This window comes from Mesorhizobium sp. IMUNJ 23033 (genome assembly GCF_044778005.1).
GTDB lineage: Bacteria > Pseudomonadota > Alphaproteobacteria > Rhizobiales > Rhizobiaceae > Mesorhizobium > Mesorhizobium amorphae_A.
Genome location: NZ_JBJACT010000014.1, coordinates 41787 through 61781, shown reverse-complemented (window position 1 = coordinate 61781; position 19995 = coordinate 41787). Strand labels below are relative to the sequence as shown.

Here is a 19995-nt window from a genome sequence, read left to right as displayed (position 1 = left end):
AGCAGCCAGATGAAGCGTTCCGTTCCTTTCGAGATATTCCGCTACGCCGCGATCCTCGCGGCGATGGCGGTGACGCTGGTGCCGATCCTGTGGATGGTGTCGATGGCCTTCAAGCCGATCGCCGAATGGTCGGCGACCGGTGCCGACCTGACATGGTGGCCGAAGAACCCGACGCTCAGCAATTTCCGCTTCGTGTTCGGCGAATCCACCAACAGCCTGATCGTCGCGCTCGACCGCACCGCACTGAAGCCGATCCTGTCGTCGCTTCTGTCGGCGGTATTCGGCACCGCCATCGCCATGTCGGCGGGCACGGCCGCGGCTTACGGCCTGTCGCGCTTCGGCTCGGGCCAGAACCTGCCGCTGGCGCTGATCCAGCTGCGGCTGTTTCCGCCGATGGCGGTGATGATCCCTGTCATGATCATGTGGTCGTTCCTGAATTTCACCGACAGCTGGTGGGGCCTGGCGCTGATCTACGGCATCGTCACTCTGCCCTTCGCCTTCTGGCTGATGAAGACCTTCTTCGACGACATGCCGCGCGAGATCGAGGAAGCCGCTTTGGTCGAAGGCTGTTCGCGGCTGCGCGTCTTCACCCGCATCACGCTGCCGATGATGCGCGCGCCGCTCGCAAGTGCCGCCCTCTTCGTCTTCATCCTCAACTGGTCGGACTATCTGATCGCGCTGCTTTTGACGACGCGCGAATGGGTGACGATCCCGGTCTACATGGCCTCGCTGTCGTCCTCGATGACCGGCCAGCTCTATGGCGCCAAGGCGGCTCTGGGGCTCATCGCCGCCGTGCCGCCCGTCATCATGGGCATCGCCATCCAGCGCCATCTGGTGCGTGGTCTCACCTTCGGGGCGCTCAAGCAATGAGCGCGGTGACTGTGACTGTTTCGGAGGACGACATGGGTGCCGCGCGTTTGAAGCCGGCCCTGCGTGACGAAGGCGCGCGGCTCGGCTTCCGGCTGACGCTGCCGGCGCAGATCCTGGTGCTGTTCATCTCGGTCTTCCCGCTGCTGATGCAGCTCTACATCAGCGTCACCGACTGGTCGCCGCTTTCGGGCCTCGGCTGGTGGAATGCCTGGGAGATGTGGAACAGTTTCGCGAACTACACCGACCTTGCAGCCGATGCGCGCTTCTGGAGCGCGCTGAAGCGCACGGCCATCGTCATGATCGTCTGCGTGCCGGCGGAATTCCTGCTGGGCCTCGCGCTGGCGACGCTGTTCGCCGACGATTTCCCGGGCAAGCGCATCTTCTATTCGATCCTGCTGATGCCGATGATGGTGGTGCCGGCGGTGGCCGGCTACATGTTCTTCATGCTGTTCCAGTCGGGCGGGCCAGTGAACGACATCCTGTCCGCCATATCGGGCACGCAGGTCACCATCGCCTGGCTGTCGGACCCGACCCTGGCGCTGATCGCGGTGATGATCGCCGACATCTGGCAGTGGACGCCGCTGATGTTCCTCATCCTGCTGGCCGGCCTCGTCGGCGTTCCGGAGGACCAGATGAAGGCCGCCACGCTGCTCGGCGCCAATCCGTGGCAGCGCTTTACCACCATCGTGCTGCCGAAGATGAAGACCATCATCATCATTGCGCTGGCGATCCGGGTGATCGAGAACTTCAAGATCTTCGACACGCTCTACATCATGACCGGCGGCGGTCCCGGCGTCGCCACCGAAACGATCTCGGTCTACATTTACAAGGTCACCACTCAGGATTTGATCTGGGGCTATGTCGCGGCAATCGCGCTCGCCATCCTGATCGTGCTCTCCATCGTTGCCGTGTTCGCCATGAAGCGAATGGCGCGGGCAAGGCAGGTGCCGGCATGAGCGCGATCCAACTGCGCAACCTCACCAAAACATTCGGTGACTTCACCGCGCTGAAGACCATGGATCTCGATATAGCGGATGGCGAGTTCATGGCGCTGCTTGGGCCGTCTGGCTGCGGCAAGTCGACGACGATGAACATGATCGCCGGCATGGAAGAGCCGACCAGCGGCAGGATCCTGTTTGGCGAGCGCGACATGGCCGGCGTGCCGATGGGCCGGCGCGGCGTCGGCTTCGTCTTCCAGAACTATGCCATTTTCACGCATATGACGGTGCGCCAGAACCTCGCCTACGGGCCGAGGATGCGCCGCGCCGCCAAAGCCGAGATCGACCGCCGCGTCGGCGCCATCGCCGAGCTGCTGCAACTAACGCCGCTGCTCGACCGCAAGGCCGACCGGCTCTCGGTCAACATCTTGCAGCGCGTGGCGATCGGCCGCTCGGCGATCATGGAGCCGGCGATCTTCCTGCTCGACGAGCCCCTGTCCAATGTCGATGCGGCGTTCCGGGCTGTCATGCGCATCGAGCTGAAACAGCTGCAGCGCCAGTTCAGGCAGACCATGGTCTACGTCACCCACGACCAGCTCGAAGCCATGACCATGGCCGACCGCATCGCCGTCATGGACCACGGCGTGCTGCAGCAGGTCGGCACGCCGCTCGAAGTCTACAACAATCCGGTCAATGTCTTCGTCGCCCGCTTCATCGGCGCGCCGGGCATGAACCTGCTCAAGGGCAGGCCGGCGGAGAGTGATCGCGGCCTGGTCGTCGATCTCAGGCCGCTGGGCATCACACCGCCGCTGCCGGATGAACTGGCGGCCACTTTGCGCGGTGCACGCGGCGATGTGCTCTATGGCTTCCGACCGGAGCAGGTGGCTTTGGCGCAAGACGGGCGCGGGCTTGCCATGCCTGTCACCTTCGTCGAGCGCATCGGCGCGCGCACCATCGTCCATCTCGGCCAAGGCGAGGGCGCCGTGAAGGCGGTCTTCGACAATGATGTCGGGCTGGCGATCGGGCAAACCGCAGTTGTCGCCCCCGACGCGTCGTCGGTACGTGTCTTCGATGCCTCCTCTGGTGTTGCGATGAAAGCAGGTTGAGATGGCTGACATCGTCTTTCGCAATGTGACTAAGCGCTACGGCAACACACTCGCCGTCGACGACGCCTCGTTCACCGTCAACGACAACGAGTTCTTCTGTTTCTTCGGGCCGCCGCTGTCGGGCAAGTCGACGATCCTGCGCCTGGTGCTCGGGCTGGAGACGCCTGATACCGGAGAAATCCTGATCGGCGGCAGATCGGTCAACGCTGCCTCGCCGGCGGAGCGCAATGTGGCGATGGTGTTCCAGAATCTGGCGCTGTTCCCGCATATGAGCGCGCTCGACAATGTGCGCTTTCCGCTGGTCGAACGCGGCGTCGCCGAGCTCCAGATCAAAAAGCGGGTCGCCGACGTCGCGGCCAAGCTGCATATCGGCCACATCCTGCACAAGCAGCCGGCGCAGCTTTCGGGCGGCGAGCGCCAGCGTGTGGCGATCGCGCGTGCGTTGGTGCGCGATCCCAATGCCTATCTGATGGACGATCCGATCTCAGCACTCGACGCCAGGCTGCGCGAAGAGACGCGGGTCGAGCTGAAGCGTATCCAGCGCGAGCTCGGCAAGACGCTGATCTATGTTACCCACGACCAGGAAGAGGCGATGTCGATCGCCGATCGTATCGCCATACTGGACAATGGCAGGATCCGGCAGATCGGCGCCCCGGCCGAGATCTATGACCGGCCGGCCAACACCTATGTGGCGCGGCTGCTCGGCTCGCCTGTCATGAACATCCTCAAATCGGCTCGGGGCGAGGGCGGCGTCGAAGCGGCCGAAGGCACGATCCAGATTGCCGACAAGGCTGCTCCCGTTGATGCTGTCGAGATCGGGCTGAGGCCGGAAGACATCAAGGTCAACCCCTGGGCGGGCGGGGGCTCGGGCCGCCCGGCACGGGTGTTCGAGGTCGAGCCGCTCGGCGGCTACACCGTCGTGACACTCGCCGCCGGGCAGGCGCGACTGAAGGCGCTGTTGCGCGGCCAGCCTGACATCAGGCCTGACGCGATGGTGGCGATATCCTGCGAGCCGGCCCGCGTGCATTATTTCGGGCAGAGCGGAGGCGCGTTGGCGAGATGATTGCGGCCGCGAGGACAGAGTTTCGGGAGGAAAGCATGACAGCCAAAGGCTTCGAGCCGGACGTGAAGGTCCGCACCAAGGAATACAAGATCGGCTGCGTCGGTGCCGGCATGATCATGGCCGAGTGCCATCTGGCAGCCTACAAGGAGGCAGGCTTTCCGGTGGTGGCGATCGCCTCACGCACGCCCGCGAACGCGCAAAAGGTCGCGACACGCTGGGGCATCCCGACCGTGCATGACACGCCGGAACAGCTTATCGAGGACACCAACGTCGAGATCATCGATCTGGCCTTTCCGCCCGACCTGCAGCCGGCGCTGATCCGCCATGCGCTGAAGCAGAAGCACATCAAGGCCATCCTGGCGCAGAAGCCCTTGGCGCTGTCGGTCGAGGAAGCCGTCAAGCTGCGCGACGAGGCGGCGAAGGCCGGCAAGATCCTCTCGGTCAACCAGAACATGCGCTATGACCAGTCGATGCGCGTGCTGGACCAGATCATCGACAGCGGCGCGCTCGGCGACATCGTCTTCGCGCAGATCGACATGCATGCCATCCCGCATTGGCAGACCTTCCTCGAGGACTACGACAGGCTGACGCTCGCCAATATGAGCGTGCACCATCTCGACGTGCTGCGCTTCCTGTTTGGCGACCCGGACGAGATCACGACGCTGACGCGCAAGGATCCGCGCACGACATTCGACCATCTGGACGGCATCACCGTCTCGACGCTGCGCTTCCCGTCGGGCGTGCTTGCCGTGTCGCTGGAGGACGTCTGGTCCGGCCCGCGCCAGGACGGCTACAAGGACGACCAGCACATCAACTGGCGTGTCGACGGTACCAAGGGCGTCGCCAAGGGCACGATCGGCTGGCCGACAGGGGCGGCTTCGACGCTGACCTATGCCTCGGCCGAGACGACCGGCGGCGAGTGGGTGAGCCCAAGCTGGGACACGATGTGGTTCCCGCATGCCTTCATCGGCGTGATGGAACAATTGCAGCATGCGGTGAAGACAGGCTCGCCGCCGGCGCTGTCGGTCGCCGACAACGTCAAGACGATGGCGCTGGTCGAGGCCGGCTACCGCTCGATGGCGGAGGGCCGCACGATCAGGCTTTCCGAAATCGCTATCTGATCACCGCAACTGAAACACCAGACAACTGAATCGCTTACAGGGAGGAATTCACACCATGATGCAGGCAGGTATTTTCACGGGCTATTTCCCGTACGGCCTCGAAGAGACGGCGAAGAAAATCCGCGGCCTCGGTTTCAACACGGTGCAGCTCGACCTGCACTTCAAGGATGTCGACCTGTCGGCCGGGCAGATCACCAAGGACAAGGCGAAGAAGGTGCGCGATGTCTTCCGCGACCACAATCTGCCGGCCTGCTGCGTGTCGGGCTATACCAACATCATCCATCCCGACAAGGCCGAGCGCGACAAGCGCGTCGGCTATCTCAAGGAGATCATCCGCAACGCTCGCCATTTCGGCTCGCCTTACGTGATCTCGGAAACCGGGACCTACAACACCGAATCTGACTGGGTGCATCACCCCAAGAACAAGACTGAGGAAGGTTTTGAGGAATGCCGCAAGGTGATCGCCGACCTTGCCCAGACAGCCTACGACCACGGCGCTGTGTTCCTGCTCGAAACCTATGTGAACAACGTCGTCGGCTCGGTCGAGGAAACGGTGAAGATGTTCGCGCAGGTCGACCACCCCGGCCTTGGGCTGTTGATGGATCCGACCAATTATTTCGAGACGCACAACATCGACAAGATGGACCAGATCCTCAACCAGGTGTTCGACACGCTGACCGACAAGATCAGGATTGCGCACGCCAAGGACGTCAAGCGTTCGGGTGGCGACAAGTCCGAGAAGCACGTCGATATCGGTGACGAGGATGCACTGGAGAGCCACACCTTCCGTGGCGTCGGCGAAATCGAACTGCCGGCGCCCGGCCTCGGCTCGCTGAACTACGATCTCTACCTCAAGCGGCTGTCGGAAAAGCATCCGAACATCCCCGTTATCATCGAGCATCTGTCGGAAGACGACGTGCCGCGCGCCAAGACATTCCTCGACGGGAAGTTCCGCGCCAACGGCCTGTGATGGCTCCAAACAGAGGGAAGAAAGAATGTTGAAATTCGCTTGTAAATTGGCGGCCGCCGCGACAGTGCTCGCCGGCGTCGCCCTCGGTACGACGGCGCGGGCACAGGATGGCCAGAAGACCTTCTATCTGCTGTCGCATGGTGGACCTTCCGATGCCTTCTGGATCGACTGGAACGCCGGCGCGACCAAGGCCTGCGACCAGCTCAAAGTGACCTGCAAGATCTCCTTCAGCGGCGGCGACATGGCGGCGCAGAAGGAGGCCTTCAACTCGGCCCTTGCCGCCAAGCCCGACGGCATCGCCACCACGTCGGCGCAGCCCGGCCTGTGGACGGAAGAAGTGAAGGCGGCCAAGGCGGCCGGCATCCCGATCGTGTTCTTCAACACCGACGATCCGGCGACCGGGCGCCAGGCCTATGTCGGCGCAGATCTCAAGGAGGCCGGCGCGATCTGGGCGAAGTATCTCGTCGACCACAAGATGGTGAAGCAGGGCGACAAGGTGTTCCTGCCGGTGGAGGTTCCCGGCGCCAGCTATCAGCAGCTGGAAACCGAGGGGATCGCCAGCGTTTTCGACCCGCTCGGCATCAAATACGACGTGGTCGATTGCGGCACCGATCCGGCCGGCATCATCGCCAAGATGACCGACTATATGGTTGCCAACAATCCGCCGGCCATCATCGCGCTCGGCGATTCCGTCGCGGCCAGCGTCAAGCGTGTGTTCGACGGCGCGGGCGTGCCGGCGGGCAAGATCCCGGTTGTTGGCTGGGGCAATTCCAAGGAGACGGCGCAGGCCGTCAAGGATGGCTTCGTCAACGCCGCCGCCTGGCAGTACCCGTCCGCGCAGGGCTTCATGCCGGTGGCACTGCTCGGGCTCGCCGCGTCGGGCGAACCGATCGGCTACGACATCCACACTTTCGGTCTCTACGACGCCTCCAGCGTCGACCCGATCCTGAAGCTTTACGACAAGAAGTGAGAAAAGCAGCGCCCGCTGCGAAAGCGGCGGGCGTCCTTCAAGCATGGTTCAAACAGTCATGACGATCGCCGCAGAAGACGAGATGCCTGTCGGGAAACGCAGATCGAGCCTGATACGCTCGCCGCAATTCTCCTCGCTCGTCATCCTCATTGTCCTGCTTGCGGTATTCGCCATCGCCGACCGCAATTTCCTGTCGCCGCTCAACATCTCCAACATGATGGCGTTCCTGCCAGAGCTCGGCATCATCGCGCTCGGCATGACGCTGCTTTTGACGGCGGGCGAATTCGACCTGTCCGTCGGCGCCGTGTTCGGACTGGCGCCGGTGGTGGTGATGCTTCTGGTGCAGAACGGCGGCTGGGCTATCGGCATCGCTTTGCTGGCCGGGCTTGTCCTGTGCATCGCGATCGGTGCGATCAACGGGCTGATCGTCACCAAGATCGGCATTTCGTCTTTCCTGGTGACGCTGTCGATTCTGCTCGTCGTGCGCGGGGCGGCGCTCTACATCACGCAGGGCTTTCCGCTGAAGTCCTGGGACCAGCCGGGCTTCTTCGTCACGCTGCTTGCTGGCAGCTTCAACATCGGCGCGTTTCGCTTCTATACCTCGCTCTGGTGGTTCATAGGGCTGTCGCTGCTTGCGGTCTATGTGCTGCGCTACGCCAAGCTCGGCAATTGGATCAGCGCCATCGGCTCCAACCGCAGCGCGGCGGTGGCGCGCGGCGTGCCGGCTGATGCCGTCAAGATATGGCTGTTCATCCTGACCTCGGTGCTTGCCGGGCTCGCCGGCATGATCAGCGCTTTTCGCATCTCGGCGGCCTCGCCCGTGGCGGGAACCGGCTATGAGCTCGAAGTGATAGCCATGGTGGTGGTCGGCGGCACGGCGCTCACCGGCGGCCGCGGCACGATCCTCGGCACCATCGTGGGCGCGCTGATGCTGCGCGCGATCCGCAACGGCATCGTGCTCGTCGGCGTGCCCGGGCTCGCCTACAACATCTTCGTCGGCGTCATTATACTCGCCATGCTCATCCTGCACGCGCTGCTGCAGAAAAACGCTGCGAGGAGCTGATGATGATGCAGGAAGTGCTCCGGCTGCAGAATTTGCAAAAATCCTTCGGTAGCGTGCGCGCGCTGAAGAATGCCTCGCTGACGCTCAAGGAGGGCGAGGTGGTGGCGCTGCTTGGCGACAATGGCGCCGGCAAGTCGACGCTGATCAAGGCGATCTCCGGCTTTTTCCCAATCGATCGCGGCGATATCTATGTGCGCGGCGAGAAGGTCTCGATCCGCTCGACGCGCGAGGCGATGGATCTCGGCATCGAGACCATCCACCAGGACACCTCGCTGGCGCCCGACCTCAGCATCGCGCGCAACCTGTTCCTTGGCCGCGAGCCGGTCAATCTCAAATGGCTCGGCGTCTTCGCGCCGCTCGATCTCGCCAAGCTGCGCGATGCTGCCTCGGCGCTGCTGAAGCGTGTCGGCATCTCGAAGAAGCTCGACGCTGACGCGTTGATCTCAACGCTGTCCGGCGGCGAGCGGCAGTCGATCGCGATCTCGCGCGCCATGCAGTTCGCCGCCAGGGTGATTATCCTCGACGAGCCGACCAACAATCTCGGCGTCGAGGAAACGCATGGCGTGCTACGCTTCGTGAAAGAGATGCGCGAGGCAGGGCATTCGGTGCTCCTGATCACCCACAACATCCACCATGTGTTCGAAGTCGCCGACCGCATCGTCGTCATGCGGCGCGGCGAGATCGTCGCCGAGCAGACCGTCGCCGACACCGACCTTCTGACGGTGGAAAGCCTGATAACCGGCGCCGACCTGTCGTCCCTGATGAAAAGGGCGCTGTGACGGCATGGTGAAGCTCTACGGCCAGATGCTTTCGCGCCGGCAGGTCGCCGAACGTTCCGGCATGCTGTCGCAATTCGCCGGCGTGCGGCTGATGACGCTTGGCGACGGTGTCGAGCGCGGCATCCGCATGCTCGAGTTCCGCACCGGCTCGGGCATGCGCTTCACCGCGCTCGTCGACCGGGCGCTCGACATCGCCGATTGCGAATATAAGGGCCAGGCCATCGGCTGGCATTCGCCGAGCGGGTTCCGCAACCCGGGCCTGCACGACTATGAAGGCGAGGATGGGTTTGCTTGGGGGCGATCCTTCTCCGGCCTGCTCGTCACCTGCGGCCTCGACCACATTCTCGGCCGCAACGAGGTTCCGGCCGAAAACTATAATTATCCTGGACGCAAGACGGTCACGCATTCACTGCACGGCCGCGTTGGAACCATCCCCGCGCGGCTGACCGGCTATGGCGAAAGCTGGGACGGCGACCGCTGTGTTTTGTGGGCGGAAGGCATCGTCCAGCAGGCAAGCGTGTTCGGCGAGGATCTGCACCTCATCCGCCGCATCGAGGCCGATCTCGGCGGCAGTGAAATCCGGGTTTCGGACCGCGTCGTCAATCACGGCTTCCACCGCACGCCGCACATGTATTTCTACCATGTCAATGTCGGGCATCCGCTGCTCGACGAAGGTTCGCGCTACCTGGCGCCGATCCGCGACGTGGTCTGGGCCGCGCATGCCGGCGAGCGCTACCAAGCGCAGAAGATCGGCTACCGGACCGTGCCGGCGCCTCAGTTCGGTTTCAGCGAACAGGTGTGGCAGCATGAGCTCGGCGCCGACGCCAGGGGCGAGGTGCCTGTGGCCGTAGTCAACGACCGCCTCGGCCTCGGCTTCGAGGTCGTCACCCGCAAGGACCAACTGCCTTGTTGTTACGAGTGGCAGAATTTCCAGGCCGGGCAGTATGCGCTTGGCATCGAACCGTCAACACACCATGTGCTCGGCAATCTTGCCGCGCGCGAGCGTGGCGAGATGATCTGGCTGGAGCACGGCGAGACCCGCGCCTATGACGCGGTCTTCCGCGTCCTCGACGGCAAGGAGGCGATCGCCGGCGCCGAAGGCAGGATCGCGGCGATCGCCCGCCAGCCCGAGCAGGATTACCCTCAGCCGTCCGGCATGTTTCCAAGACTGGCGGGCATGACATGAGCGTGACAATTATCCTTGGCAAGCCCTTCGGCCGGCGGACCGGATTACCAGCGGTGCGTGAATATTGGAGGCCAATGTGACGATGGCGAAGAAGCGCGACTACAGCCTTGTCGGCGAAGGCACGCGACGGGCGATCGAGACCGGACTTGCCTCGGCCGAGTGGTACCACACCGACGTGTCGCGCAAGACCATGAAGGAATTGATGCAGCGCTCCGACGGGCCGGCGATCCGCGACACCCTCATCTGGATCGTGCTGATCCTGGGCTCGGCCGCCGGCATAATCTGGTTCTGGGGCACATGGTGGGTCGTGCCGTTTCTATTCGTTTATGGCGTGCTCTACGGTTCGTCGAGCGACTCGCGCTGGCATGAATGCAGCCACGGCACGGCCTTCCGCACGCGCTGGATGAACGATGTCGTCTACCACATCGCCTCGTTCATGCTGATGCGCAATCCGGTGCAATGGCGCTGGAGCCATGCGCGCCACCACACCGACACCATCATCGTCGGCCGCGACGCCGAGATCGCGGTGATGCGGCCGCCGGATCTCTTGAAGGCGGCGCTCGCCTTCACCGGCATCCTCGACTTCCGCTATTCGCTGCCGACACTGGTGCGCCAGGCGTTCGGCAAATTATCGGAGGACGAGAAGAGCTACATCCCGGAAATGGAGCAGCATAAGGCGGTGATCGCGGCTCGGTGGCATATGGTCGTCTACGCCGCGACGATCGCTCTCGCGATCGCGCTTAAATCATGGATACCGCTGGTGCTGATCGGCCTGCCGCGCCTCTACGGCACCTGGCACATGGTGCTTACCGGCCTCCTGCAGCATATCGGGCTGGCCGACAACGTCACCGATCACCGGCTGAACACGCGCACGGTCTACATGAACTCGATCAGCCGGTTCATCTACTGGAACATGAACTACCATGTGGAGCATCACATGTTCCCGATGGTACCCTATCACGCGCTGCCGAAGCTGCATGAGCTGATCAAGCACGACCTTCCGGTGCCGAACCCATCGATGTGGCACGCCTATCGCGAGGTGTGGCCGGTGCTGCTCAGGCAGCTCAAATACGAGGACTATTATCTCAAGCGCGAGTTGCCGCCGACGGCCAAGCCCTATCGCGGCGAGTTCCACGATCTCGACATAACGGCCGCGGCCGCCGAATAGGTGTCGCGTGGTAATCCAGAAAAAGATGATGGCCGGAGAAAGATGATGGCGGAGTGGGTTGAAGCGTGCGCGGTCGACGACGTGGACGAGGAGGATGTGATCCGCTTCGACCATGGCGGCCGCACTTTCGCGATCTATCGTTCGCCGGACGACGAGTTCTTCGCGACCGACGGGTTCTGCACGCATGAAAAGGCGCATCTCGCCGAGGGGCTGGTGATGGACGACATCATCGAATGCCCCAAGCACAATGGCCGCTTCAACTACAAGACTGGCCAGGCCAAGGGCGCGCCGGTCTGCGTCAACCTCAAGACCTATCCGGTCAAGATCGAGGCCGGCAAGGTGATGATCGAGATCGGCTAAGGCGGTGGGCGAAATCAACAGGGACATTGCGATGAGCCGAAAGAGACCGACCGTTGCCGATCTGCGCGCCATGAAGGGCAAGCGACAACTGACCATGCTGCGCGTGCTGACGCTGGAAGAAGCGGAGGCCGCCGAGCGGGCCGGCATCGACATTGTCTCGGTGCCGCCGGAACTGGTTCTCAATCCGCAATATCGCGATGCCGCGCCCAGCCTCTTCACCATGCCGGGCGACAACTTTTTCGAGATCGGCACGGCCGACGATTTCGTTCGCTGGTCGTTCCGCCTCTACAAGGCGGGCGCCGACGCCGTCTATTGCAGCGCCGGCTATGCCACGATCAAGCGCATGGCCGACGATGCCATTCCCGTCATCGGCCATGTCGGCCTGATCCCCTCGCGCGCCACCTGGACCGGCGGCTTCAAGGCGGTCGGCAAGACCGCCGACACCGCCATGCATGTGTTCGAGGCGGTCAAGCAGCTGGAAGCCGCCGGCGCTATCGGCGCTGAGATCGAGGTGGTTCCGGTGGAAGTGGCGAAAGCGATCTCCGAGCGCACCCCGCTCATCATGCTGTCGATGGGCGCGGGCACGGGCTGCGACGCGCAATATCTGTTCGCCGAGGATATTCTCGGCACCAATCGCGGTCACATGCCGCGCCATTCGAAAGTCTACCGCAACTTCGCCGCCGAATATGACCGGCTGCAACAAGAGCGCATCGCGGCGTTTTCCGAATATGTCGCGGACGTCAACAGCGGCGGCTACCCGGAAGACAGGCATATCGTGCACATGGCTCCGGACGAACTAACCCTGTTCTTTGAACACCTGAATAAGGCGAACTCTACTCTCTCCAATAGTCTGGCCTAGCGGCGCGCAACAAATTCGAATTCCCATGGTCGGCCGCCGGAACGGCTGCTTTGCGCCTCATGTCGACCCTAGGACCAGCTTGGCCGCTTCCTGAAAGCAGACATTGTCCTGCGGCTACACTAGAGGTCCTGATAACGCCAGCACTGAACCTCCACTACGCATCTGGTCGGTTGGCGAAAACATCGCACATATGCTCAAAGGCTCGTGCGACGGCGAGACGGGGTGGGGCGACCGCTGGGTCCTGCTCGGCTTCGACCACGAGCCACCCGCCATAACCTTGATCCCTGACAAAGCGGGCAATTGGGACGAAGTCTACGATCCCATCTCCCGGCACTGTGAATACTCCCCTGCGCACACCGGCATTGAAGCTCAGATCGCCGGTACGGACTTCTTCCAGAACCGGCCTGCGGATATCCTTGAGGTGGATATGGTTGATACGGTCTCCAAAGCGCTCGATCAGTCGGACGTAGTCAAAGCCGGCTGCCACGGCGTGACCGGTGTCGAGCAGCAAGCCTGTCTGTGGTCCCACTTTGTCGAAGATTCCCGAGATCTCGTCGAATGTCTCGGCAACCATCATCAGATGATGATGGTACGCAAGTTTAAGATCGTACTCCTCGGCAAGACGCTTCGCGAACTCGGTCAACCGCGCAGCATACGCAGCCATGTCCGCCTTTGGCATGATTACTCGCTTTGACATCGGAACATCGAGCGGCGATCCCGGCGTCATCATCGCGACCTCGCCGTAAACCATCACTTTGCAATCCATCGCGTGCAGGAGGCCGGCATGGCTGGCGACCGCTTCCATTTCTTCGCCAACGCCATGTTCAGCTAGTTTTCCCGAATGCCAGCCGGACGCCAGGGCGAGACCATGGCTAGCAAGCAGCGGGCTCAGGGTGTTTGCATCTCGCGGAAACTTTCGCCCGAGCTCCACGCCATGATATCCAGCATCGGCGGCGTCACGCAGGCAGGTTTCCAGCGGTATATCCGCGCCAAGGTCTTCAAGAACGTCGTTCGCCCAGGACAGCGGACTGACGGCTAGTCGCACGTCGGGCGGCAGCAAGATATCAATCTGGGTCATTGCATTCCCTGCACAATGTTCGATTGGAACTGAGAGGCCTAGGCAGGACAACGTTCGCCGTTTCCCCGATTGGCTCTGAGAAGTATCTCAGGCAGAATTCCTGACGATGAGCTTTCCCGGCAGTGTGACAGTCTCAGGGGGCCGCCGCCCGGTAATCATCTCGATGACAACCTCAACCATTTCGTCCTTCGGCTGCTCGTATGTGGAAAGGCCATAGACCGATGCTCCGCCCAGCTCGTAATTGTCGAAGCCGATGACGGCCATGTCCTGCGGCACACGCAAGCCAAACTGCCCGCGGATTTCGTCAAGCGCGCCGATGGCCAGGATGTCGTTCTCGCACATGAGGACGTCGACCCTATCCTTGGCGTCCGTATTCTGAAGATAGTGGCGAACGGATTCTGCTCCGGCCTGCGCGCTATACCTTTCCGCCGATATCACCGCGGTCTCGTCTACACCCTTCTGTTTCCAGAAATCGATGAAATGATGCCGGCGCCTGAGCGCCGTGGAGAGGGCCGGCGCCCCAGCCATGAAGCCCGGACGCCGGTATCCCTTTTCATAAAGATGATCGACGATCTCCTTCAACGCCAGCTCGGCGTCACAGACAACGGCAGGCACGCCATCAATCTGGCTGTCCCTTGCCAGCACGAACATCGGCGGCATGCTCCGGCCCAGCCGCCTGTCATTCAACGTTTCGCTGCGAAAAGCAGTGCCGAACATGATGATGGCATCGACCTGGCGCTGATCCGCGTTGAGCAGGGCACGCACATGATCGAAGTGATTGTTGATGTTGATCAGCATGGCGACCAGCCCTTCAGCCTGCAGCCGATCGGTCAAAGTCTCCAGGAAGGGCAACTTCTGAGGGTTGGCAAAGTCGTCGACGAAGATCGCCACCTGATGCGTAAGATTGGTGGCCAAGCTGCGGGCGAGGAGGTTCGGCGAGTAGTTAAGCGCCGCTGCAGCCTGCAGAACCCTACGTTTGCTCTCCTCGGTAATCGATGCGCCCGGCGTGAACGCACGGATAACTGTCCATTTTGAGACGCCGGCCGCATCTGCCACGTTCTTCGCCGTTGCCCGCCTTCTCATGAAGCCTCCACAAAATGAAACGTCCATTCCATTTTCTGATTCCGTGAAATGAACGCTTGCTTTTAGCGTATCAAAAGCTATGATGCACGCGTTTGCACCCGGTAGCAAACGCATTTGCACCCGGTAGCATTCGCTTTTTTGCCGCCTCAGGAGGAGACGGCAACGTTAGGAGGAGCAGATGAAATCCATTCTAAAGAGACTCGCAGTCGGTGCCGTCATCCTCGGTGCAGCAGCTTCAGTGGCCATCAGCGCCAGAGCTGAGGATATTTCCATTATCGCGGTCACCCACGGACAGGCGTCAGATCCATTCTGGTCCATCGTGAAGAACGGGATGATGCAGGCCGGGAAGGACAGCAATGTCAAAGTCGACTATCGCGCTCCGGAAACCTTCGACATGGTGGCAATGGGCCAACTGATCGAGGCTGCCGCTAATCAGAAGCCTGCCGGCATCGTCATCTCGGACCCTGACCCGGATGCGCTCGGTCCGGCAATCGAGAAGGCTGTCGCGGCCGGCATTCCGGTGATTTCGATGAATTCAGGCATCTCGGCGGCAGAGAAGCTCGGCATCAAGCTGCATGTTGGCCAGGACGAAGGCCCAGCGGGCATCAAGGTCGGCGAGAAATTGAAATCCCTCGGCCTGAAGCACGTTCTCTGCGTCAACCAGGAAGTGGGCAATGCCGCTCTCGACCAGCGTTGTGCCGGCACCGAAAAGGGTTTTGAGGGCGGCAAGGTGACCGTGCTGCCGACAACGGCCGATCCGGCCGAAATCGAAGCGAAGATCCAGGCCGCGCTCACATCCGATCCGTCGATCGACGTGGTGCTCGGTCTCTCGGCCCCGCTCGTCGGCGAGCGTGCGGTCGCAGTCGTCGAGAAGATGGGCGTCGGCGACAAGGTGAAGGTTGCCTCCTATGACCTGTCGGCGGGCTTCCTGAAGGCGGTTGCCGACGGCAAGGCTTTGTTCGCGGTCGATCAGCAGCCCTATCTGCAAGGCTATCTGCCGGTGACGTTCCTCGCGCTCTATGCCCGCTACGGTACGATCCCCGCTGGCAATGTGCCCTCCGGTCCGAGCTTCGTCGAGAAGGACACGGCCGCTTCCGTCATCGAGAAATCCTCCCAAGGCATCCGCTAATGCGAAGCTGCCGGCCCTCGCTTCGGCGGGGGCCGCCTTTGCAAGTGCCGGAAGGCGGACCACGTCCGCCAGCATCTGGACCAAAATCGGGAGGAAAGAATAATGACTGCGACCACATCTCATTCCGATGAGCGGCTGAAGAAGGTCTCCTCGATGACCGCGCTTCTGCGGCGACCCGAACTCGGCGCCGTTGCGGGCCTGGTGCTCGTATCAATCTTCTTCTTTTTCACCGCGAATCCGGCGATGTTCACGCTCGCCGGAATAATGAACTTCATGGCGCCAGCCGCCCAGCTTGGCATTTTGGCCATCGGCGCTGCGCTGCTCATGATCGGTGGCGAGTTCGATCTTTCGATCGGATCGATGGTGGCCTTTGCCGGTTTGGTCTTCGGCACCGCGCTCGTCGTCTGGCATGCGCCGCTCAGCGTCGCGATCATCGTTGCCGTCGCCTTCGCGGTCTTCATCGGCGTCACCAACGCGCAGATCACCATGCGCACCGGCCTGCCCTCCTTTATCGTTACGCTTGCCTTTCTCTTCATTTTACGCGGGCTGACGCTGGTCGGCTTGAAATGGGCAAGCGGCGGTTCCACCCAGCTTCGCGGCATGAAGGAGGCAGTCGCCGGCAGCCCGCTTGCGCCGTTCTTCTCGGGAGACGCTTTTTCTGGTCTGTTTTCATGGCTGGCCTCGAAGGGCATCATCGAGGTATTCCCCAGCGGCGCTCCAAAGGTGCCGGGCATTCCCGTCGAGATCCTGTGGTTCATCGCGATCGCCCTTCTTGCAACATGGGTTCTGCTGCGGACGCGCTTTGGCAACTGGATTTTCGCCGCCGGCGGTGACCCCCGCGCTGCTCGCAAATCGGCCGTGCCGGTCGCAAGGGTAAAGACAACGCTCTTCGTAATCACAGCGCTCTGCGCCACTCTGGTTGCCATTCTCACTGTTCTGGATGCCGGTTCGACCGACGCCCGCCGCGGCTTCCAGAAGGAGTTCGAGGCGATCATCGCAGCTGTCATCGGCGGGTGCCTGCTGACGGGAGGCTATGGCTCGGCAATCGGCGCCTTCTTCGGGTCGATCGTGTTCGGCATGGTTCTGATCGGCCTTACCTACACCTCGATCGACCAGGATTGGTACCTCGTCTTCCTCGGCGGCATGCTGCTGATCGCGGTCATCTTCAACAACGTCATTCGCAAGCGCGTAACGGGAGAACGCTGATGGCCACGTCCCAAACGCCCCTCATCGAGGTCAAAGACATCGTCAAGCATTTCGGTTCGGTCATTGCGCTCAACGGTGTGTCGATGAGCGTCAATGCGAACGAAGTGCTTTGCCTATTGGGGGACAACGGCGCTGGCAAGTCGACGCTGATCAACACGCTCGCCGGCGTGCACAAGCCGACGTCCGGACAATTCCTGGTCGAAGGCCAGCCGCGCCTGTTCTCGGGACCGCGCGATGCCCTCGATGCCGGCATCGCCACCGTGTATCAGGATCTTGCCATGATCCCGCTGATGTCGGTGACCCGCAACTTCTTCATGGGACGCGAGCCCGTGGTCGGTTTCGGACCTTTCAAACGCATGGATATGGAGCACGCCGACAACATCACACGAGACGAGATGCACAGGATCGGCATCGACGTGCGTGACCCTCAGCAGGCCGTTGGAACGCTTTCAGGCGGCGAGCGTCAGTGTATTGCGATCGCCCGCGCGGTTTATTTCGGCGCCAAGGTCCTCATCCTGGACGAGCCGACGTCCGCTCTTGGCGTTGCCCAGACCTCCATGGTGCTGAAGTACATCGGCCAGGTCCGCAACAAGGGTCTCGGTGTGATCTTCATCACCCACAATGTCCGTCACGCCTATGCCGTCGGCGACCGCTTCACGGTGCTCAATCGCGGCAAGACGCTCGGCACTTATAGGAAAGATCAGATCGGCATCGACGAGCTCCAGAACCTGATGGCAGGCGGCAAGGAGCTGCAGTCGCTCTCAGAGGAACTCGGCGGAACGATCTGATCGAGAGCTTTTCACATGTCGGTGCGGCGCAATCGCGCCGCACCACCCGTCGTCATACCCAGAATACGAGAACCGCCAATGAGTGGACCTACAACCTCTCCTTTCCCCCTCGCAGCCTGCGCCGAGATGCTGTGGTGCGACAAGCCGATCGATTGGCGCGCCTCGCGCCTGAAGGAGATGGGCTTTGGTGTCGGTCTCTGGAATTGGCCGGAGCACGACCTCAATAAGCTGGAAGCAACTGGCGCGACCTTCACGATCATGAACGGCTACCTTGCCGGTCGTCTGACCGACGACGAAGGCGCGGCCGAACTGATCAGAACGGCCCGCGAGACTGCGCAGGTCGGCAAGCGGCTCGGTGTGCAGCGCCTCAACCTTCACGGTACCGGTCTGGGGGACAGGGGCCTCCCCGTCCAGCCCATCGAAGTGGTGACCGGTGCCATGTGGCTGAAGGCGCGCGACACACTCTGCCGCGTCGTCGAACTGGCCGAGAAGGAAGGGGTCACCTTCACGCTCGAGAACCTCAACCTGCCGGTCGATCATCCAGGTGTGCCCTTCGGCCGCGCTGAGGACACGCTGGCCCTGGTTTCGAACGTCAACCACCCGCGGCTGCGCCTGAACCTCGATCTCTACCACGCCCAGATCGGCGAGGGGAACCTGATTGAGCTTTGCCGCAAGTGCCTGCCGTGGATCGGCGAGATCCAGGTAGCGGACGTTCCGGGTCGCTGCGAACCGGGTACTGGCGAGATCAACTGGCGCGGGATTGCCACGGCCCTGAAGGCCATTGGCTATTCCGGCCCCGTCGGCATGGAAGCGTGGGCCGCCGGCGATCCCGAAGCCGCGCTGGGAGCCTTCCGCGACGCCTTCACCATCTGATTTACCACCAACCCATTCATAGGACCTCTCGAATGCCCAAGAGCAAACCCGTCAATGTCGGTCTCATTGGTGCCGGCCGCATCGGATCTTTCCACGGTGAGACTGTCGCACGCCGCCTGGTCGACGCCGATCTCGTTGCCATCGCGGATCCGGCGCCAAACGCCGCAGCCAACCTCGCCGACAAACTTGACGTCGAAAGTGCGTACACGGATGTTGCTGACCTCCTTGCCCATCCGGGACTGGAGGCCGTGATCATCGCCACTCCAGCGCGGTTTCACACGAATGTCCTCGTGCAGGCAGCCGAGGCAGGCAAGGCGATTTTCTGCGAGAAGCCGATGGCATTGACCCTGGAAGATGCCGACCGGGCAATCGCCGCGGCGCGCTCGGCGGGCGTTCCGCTCCAGGTCGGCTTCAACCGGCGCTGGGATCAGGCATTTGCTGAGGGGCGAGCAGCGATTGATGCCGGGAAAGTCGGGACGCCGCAGCTCCTTCGCTCTCTCACGCGCGATCCAGGCCCGTTCGGCGCCGATCCGGCGCGGATCCCGCTCTGGACCATCTTCTACGAGACGCTCATCCACGACTTCGACACGCTGTTGTGGCTCAATCCGGGCGCGCAGCCGGTAGAGGTGTCTGCTGTAGCCGACGCTTTAGTGCGGCCGGATTTCAGGGAAAACGGCTTCCTTGACACAGCGGTAGTCACAGTCCGGTTCGACAACGGCTCCGTTGCCGTCGCCGAAGCAAGCTTCTCGGCACTCTACGGCTATGACATCCGCGGCGAGGTCTTCGGCTCCGGCGGCATGGTGACCATGGGCGACGTTCGTCGCTCCAGCATGACGCTCTTCGACAAGAACGGCCTGTCGAACGATACCTGGCGCCGCGACACCGACCATTTCGTCCAAGGCTACACGGCGCAGCTCGCCTCGTTCGTTCGAGCCTCTCGTACCTGTAAAGTTGAAGGACCGACGGGCGAGGACGCGCGCAACGCTCTAAAAATTGCGCTTGCCTGCATCGAGTCCGTCTCGAAGAAGCAAGCCATTCCGCTGCGATAGAAGCTTCTGGAGCTACAGAGGAGTGTGGTCATGCACGAGGCCATCAAACGGCCAAGCGACGTGAGCGACCTCAAAGGCATGATTGCCTCACGGACGATCACACTTCCGGAGCAGCAGGAACAAGTTGCTCGGATGGCACTGGCGAAGCCAGACGTGATAGCTTTTGGCACCGTCAGCTCGATCGCCGCCGAATGCTCCGTCTCGCCCTCTACGGTGGTGCGCGCCGCTACGGGCCTCGGTTTCGCCGATTTTCGAGACTTCAGGGGTTTTTTTCGGCTGCACCTAAGGAAGGCAACAAGCCTGAAGGCTGGTTAGCTCCAACCAATGCAGGGATGG

21 protein-coding genes are annotated in these 19995 nt (G+C 62.2%); 19 read left to right on the top strand and 2 right to left on the bottom strand.

What is annotated here, in order from left to right; translation table 11 throughout:
- Positions 1 to 9 precede the first annotated feature (9 nt).
- The 13 genes from ACFX5Q_RS16945 (at position 10) to ACFX5Q_RS16885 (ending at position 12453) form a co-directional block, all read left to right on the top strand.
- Positions 10 to 870 carry a carbohydrate ABC transporter permease gene (locus ACFX5Q_RS16945; protein WP_064988056.1) on the top strand — a complete coding sequence of 287 codons (861 nt, stop codon included), beginning with the start codon at positions 10 to 12 and terminating at the stop codon, positions 868 to 870.
- Positions 867 to 1826 (top strand): carbohydrate ABC transporter permease, encoded by a 960-nt coding sequence (locus ACFX5Q_RS16940; protein ID WP_192259944.1) that lies wholly within the window; start codon positions 867 to 869, stop codon positions 1824 to 1826. The genes ACFX5Q_RS16945 and ACFX5Q_RS16940 overlap by 4 nt, the downstream gene beginning before the upstream one ends.
- The gene (locus ACFX5Q_RS16935) at positions 1823 to 2914 is read left to right on the top strand and encodes an ABC transporter ATP-binding protein (RefSeq protein ID WP_192259942.1); all 1092 of its coding nucleotides are present in this window, start codon (positions 1823 to 1825) and stop codon (positions 2912 to 2914) included. The genes ACFX5Q_RS16940 and ACFX5Q_RS16935 overlap by 4 nt, the downstream gene beginning before the upstream one ends.
- A gap of 1 nt (position 2915) precedes the next feature.
- Positions 2916 to 3977 (top strand): ABC transporter ATP-binding protein, encoded by a 1062-nt coding sequence (locus ACFX5Q_RS16930; RefSeq protein WP_192259940.1) that lies wholly within the window; start codon positions 2916 to 2918, stop codon positions 3975 to 3977.
- Positions 3978 to 4012: 35 nt separating this feature from the next.
- The gene (locus ACFX5Q_RS16925; RefSeq protein WP_192259938.1) at positions 4013 to 5098 is read left to right on the top strand and encodes a Gfo/Idh/MocA family protein; all 1086 of its coding nucleotides are present in this window, start codon (positions 4013 to 4015) and stop codon (positions 5096 to 5098) included.
- Positions 5099 to 5153: 55 nt separating this feature from the next.
- Positions 5154 to 6068 (top strand): sugar phosphate isomerase/epimerase, encoded by a 915-nt coding sequence (locus ACFX5Q_RS16920; RefSeq protein ID WP_192259936.1) that lies wholly within the window; start codon positions 5154 to 5156, stop codon positions 6066 to 6068.
- Between the two features lie 25 nt (positions 6069 to 6093).
- Positions 6094 to 7038 carry a substrate-binding domain-containing protein gene (locus ACFX5Q_RS16915; protein ID WP_192259934.1) on the top strand — a complete coding sequence of 315 codons (945 nt, stop codon included), beginning with the start codon at positions 6094 to 6096 and terminating at the stop codon, positions 7036 to 7038.
- Positions 7039 to 7096: 58 nt separating this feature from the next.
- Positions 7097 to 8101, top strand: coding sequence for an ABC transporter permease (locus ACFX5Q_RS16910; RefSeq protein WP_246501960.1), 1005 nt, complete (start codon positions 7097 to 7099; stop codon positions 8099 to 8101).
- A gap of 2 nt (positions 8102 to 8103) precedes the next feature.
- Positions 8104 to 8880, top strand: coding sequence for an ATP-binding cassette domain-containing protein (locus tag ACFX5Q_RS16905; RefSeq protein WP_192260139.1), 777 nt, complete (start codon positions 8104 to 8106; stop codon positions 8878 to 8880).
- Positions 8881 to 8884: 4 nt separating this feature from the next.
- Positions 8885 to 10066, top strand: a complete 1182-nt coding sequence (locus tag ACFX5Q_RS16900; protein ID WP_192259930.1) for an aldose 1-epimerase family protein — start codon at positions 8885 to 8887, stop codon at positions 10064 to 10066.
- Between the two features lie 82 nt (positions 10067 to 10148).
- The gene (locus ACFX5Q_RS16895) at positions 10149 to 11234 is read left to right on the top strand and encodes a fatty acid desaturase family protein (protein ID WP_404279970.1); all 1086 of its coding nucleotides are present in this window, start codon (positions 10149 to 10151) and stop codon (positions 11232 to 11234) included.
- A 45-nt stretch (positions 11235 to 11279) separates the two neighbouring features.
- Positions 11280 to 11594: a MocE family 2Fe-2S type ferredoxin gene (locus tag ACFX5Q_RS16890; protein ID WP_192259928.1), complete on the top strand. Its 315-nt coding sequence runs from the start codon at positions 11280 to 11282 to the stop codon at positions 11592 to 11594.
- A gap of 31 nt (positions 11595 to 11625) precedes the next feature.
- Positions 11626 to 12453 (top strand): 3-methyl-2-oxobutanoate hydroxymethyltransferase, encoded by an 828-nt coding sequence (locus tag ACFX5Q_RS16885; RefSeq protein WP_192259918.1) that lies wholly within the window; start codon positions 11626 to 11628, stop codon positions 12451 to 12453.
- Between the two features lie 154 nt (positions 12454 to 12607).
- On the opposite strand, the gene iolE is transcribed toward ACFX5Q_RS16885, so the two are convergent.
- Positions 12608 to 13531, bottom strand: coding sequence for a myo-inosose-2 dehydratase (gene iolE, locus ACFX5Q_RS16880; protein WP_192259916.1), 924 nt, complete (start codon positions 13529 to 13531; stop codon positions 12608 to 12610).
- Between the two features lie 87 nt (positions 13532 to 13618).
- Positions 13619 to 14614: a LacI family DNA-binding transcriptional regulator gene (locus tag ACFX5Q_RS16875; RefSeq protein WP_203277929.1), complete on the bottom strand. Its 996-nt coding sequence runs from the start codon at positions 14612 to 14614 to the stop codon at positions 13619 to 13621.
- 178 nt (positions 14615 to 14792) lie between these two features.
- Here ACFX5Q_RS16875 and ACFX5Q_RS16870 point away from each other — a divergent pair, with 178 nt between their 5' ends.
- The 6 genes from ACFX5Q_RS16870 (at position 14793) to ACFX5Q_RS16845 (ending at position 19974) form a co-directional block, all read left to right on the top strand.
- Positions 14793 to 15743, top strand: coding sequence for a sugar ABC transporter substrate-binding protein (locus ACFX5Q_RS16870; protein ID WP_192259914.1), 951 nt, complete (start codon positions 14793 to 14795; stop codon positions 15741 to 15743).
- A 102-nt stretch (positions 15744 to 15845) separates the two neighbouring features.
- Positions 15846 to 16949 (top strand): ABC transporter permease, encoded by a 1104-nt coding sequence (locus tag ACFX5Q_RS16865; RefSeq protein WP_192259912.1) that lies wholly within the window; start codon positions 15846 to 15848, stop codon positions 16947 to 16949.
- Complete coding sequence (locus ACFX5Q_RS16860) at positions 16949 to 17737, top strand: ATP-binding cassette domain-containing protein (protein ID WP_404279759.1); 789 nt, start codon at positions 16949 to 16951, stop codon at positions 17735 to 17737. Before ACFX5Q_RS16865 ends, ACFX5Q_RS16860 begins: the two co-directional genes overlap by 1 nt.
- Before the next feature lie 78 nt (positions 17738 to 17815).
- The gene (locus ACFX5Q_RS16855; RefSeq protein WP_192259910.1) at positions 17816 to 18610 is read left to right on the top strand and encodes a hydroxypyruvate isomerase family protein; all 795 of its coding nucleotides are present in this window, start codon (positions 17816 to 17818) and stop codon (positions 18608 to 18610) included.
- A 32-nt stretch (positions 18611 to 18642) separates the two neighbouring features.
- Entirely contained in the window at positions 18643 to 19659 is a 1017-nt protein-coding gene (locus ACFX5Q_RS16850; protein WP_203277285.1) for a Gfo/Idh/MocA family oxidoreductase, read from the top strand.
- Between the two features lie 30 nt (positions 19660 to 19689).
- Entirely contained in the window at positions 19690 to 19974 is a 285-nt protein-coding gene (locus ACFX5Q_RS16845; protein ID WP_210388208.1) for a MurR/RpiR family transcriptional regulator, read from the top strand.
- The last annotated feature ends 21 nt before the right edge of the window (positions 19975 to 19995 follow it).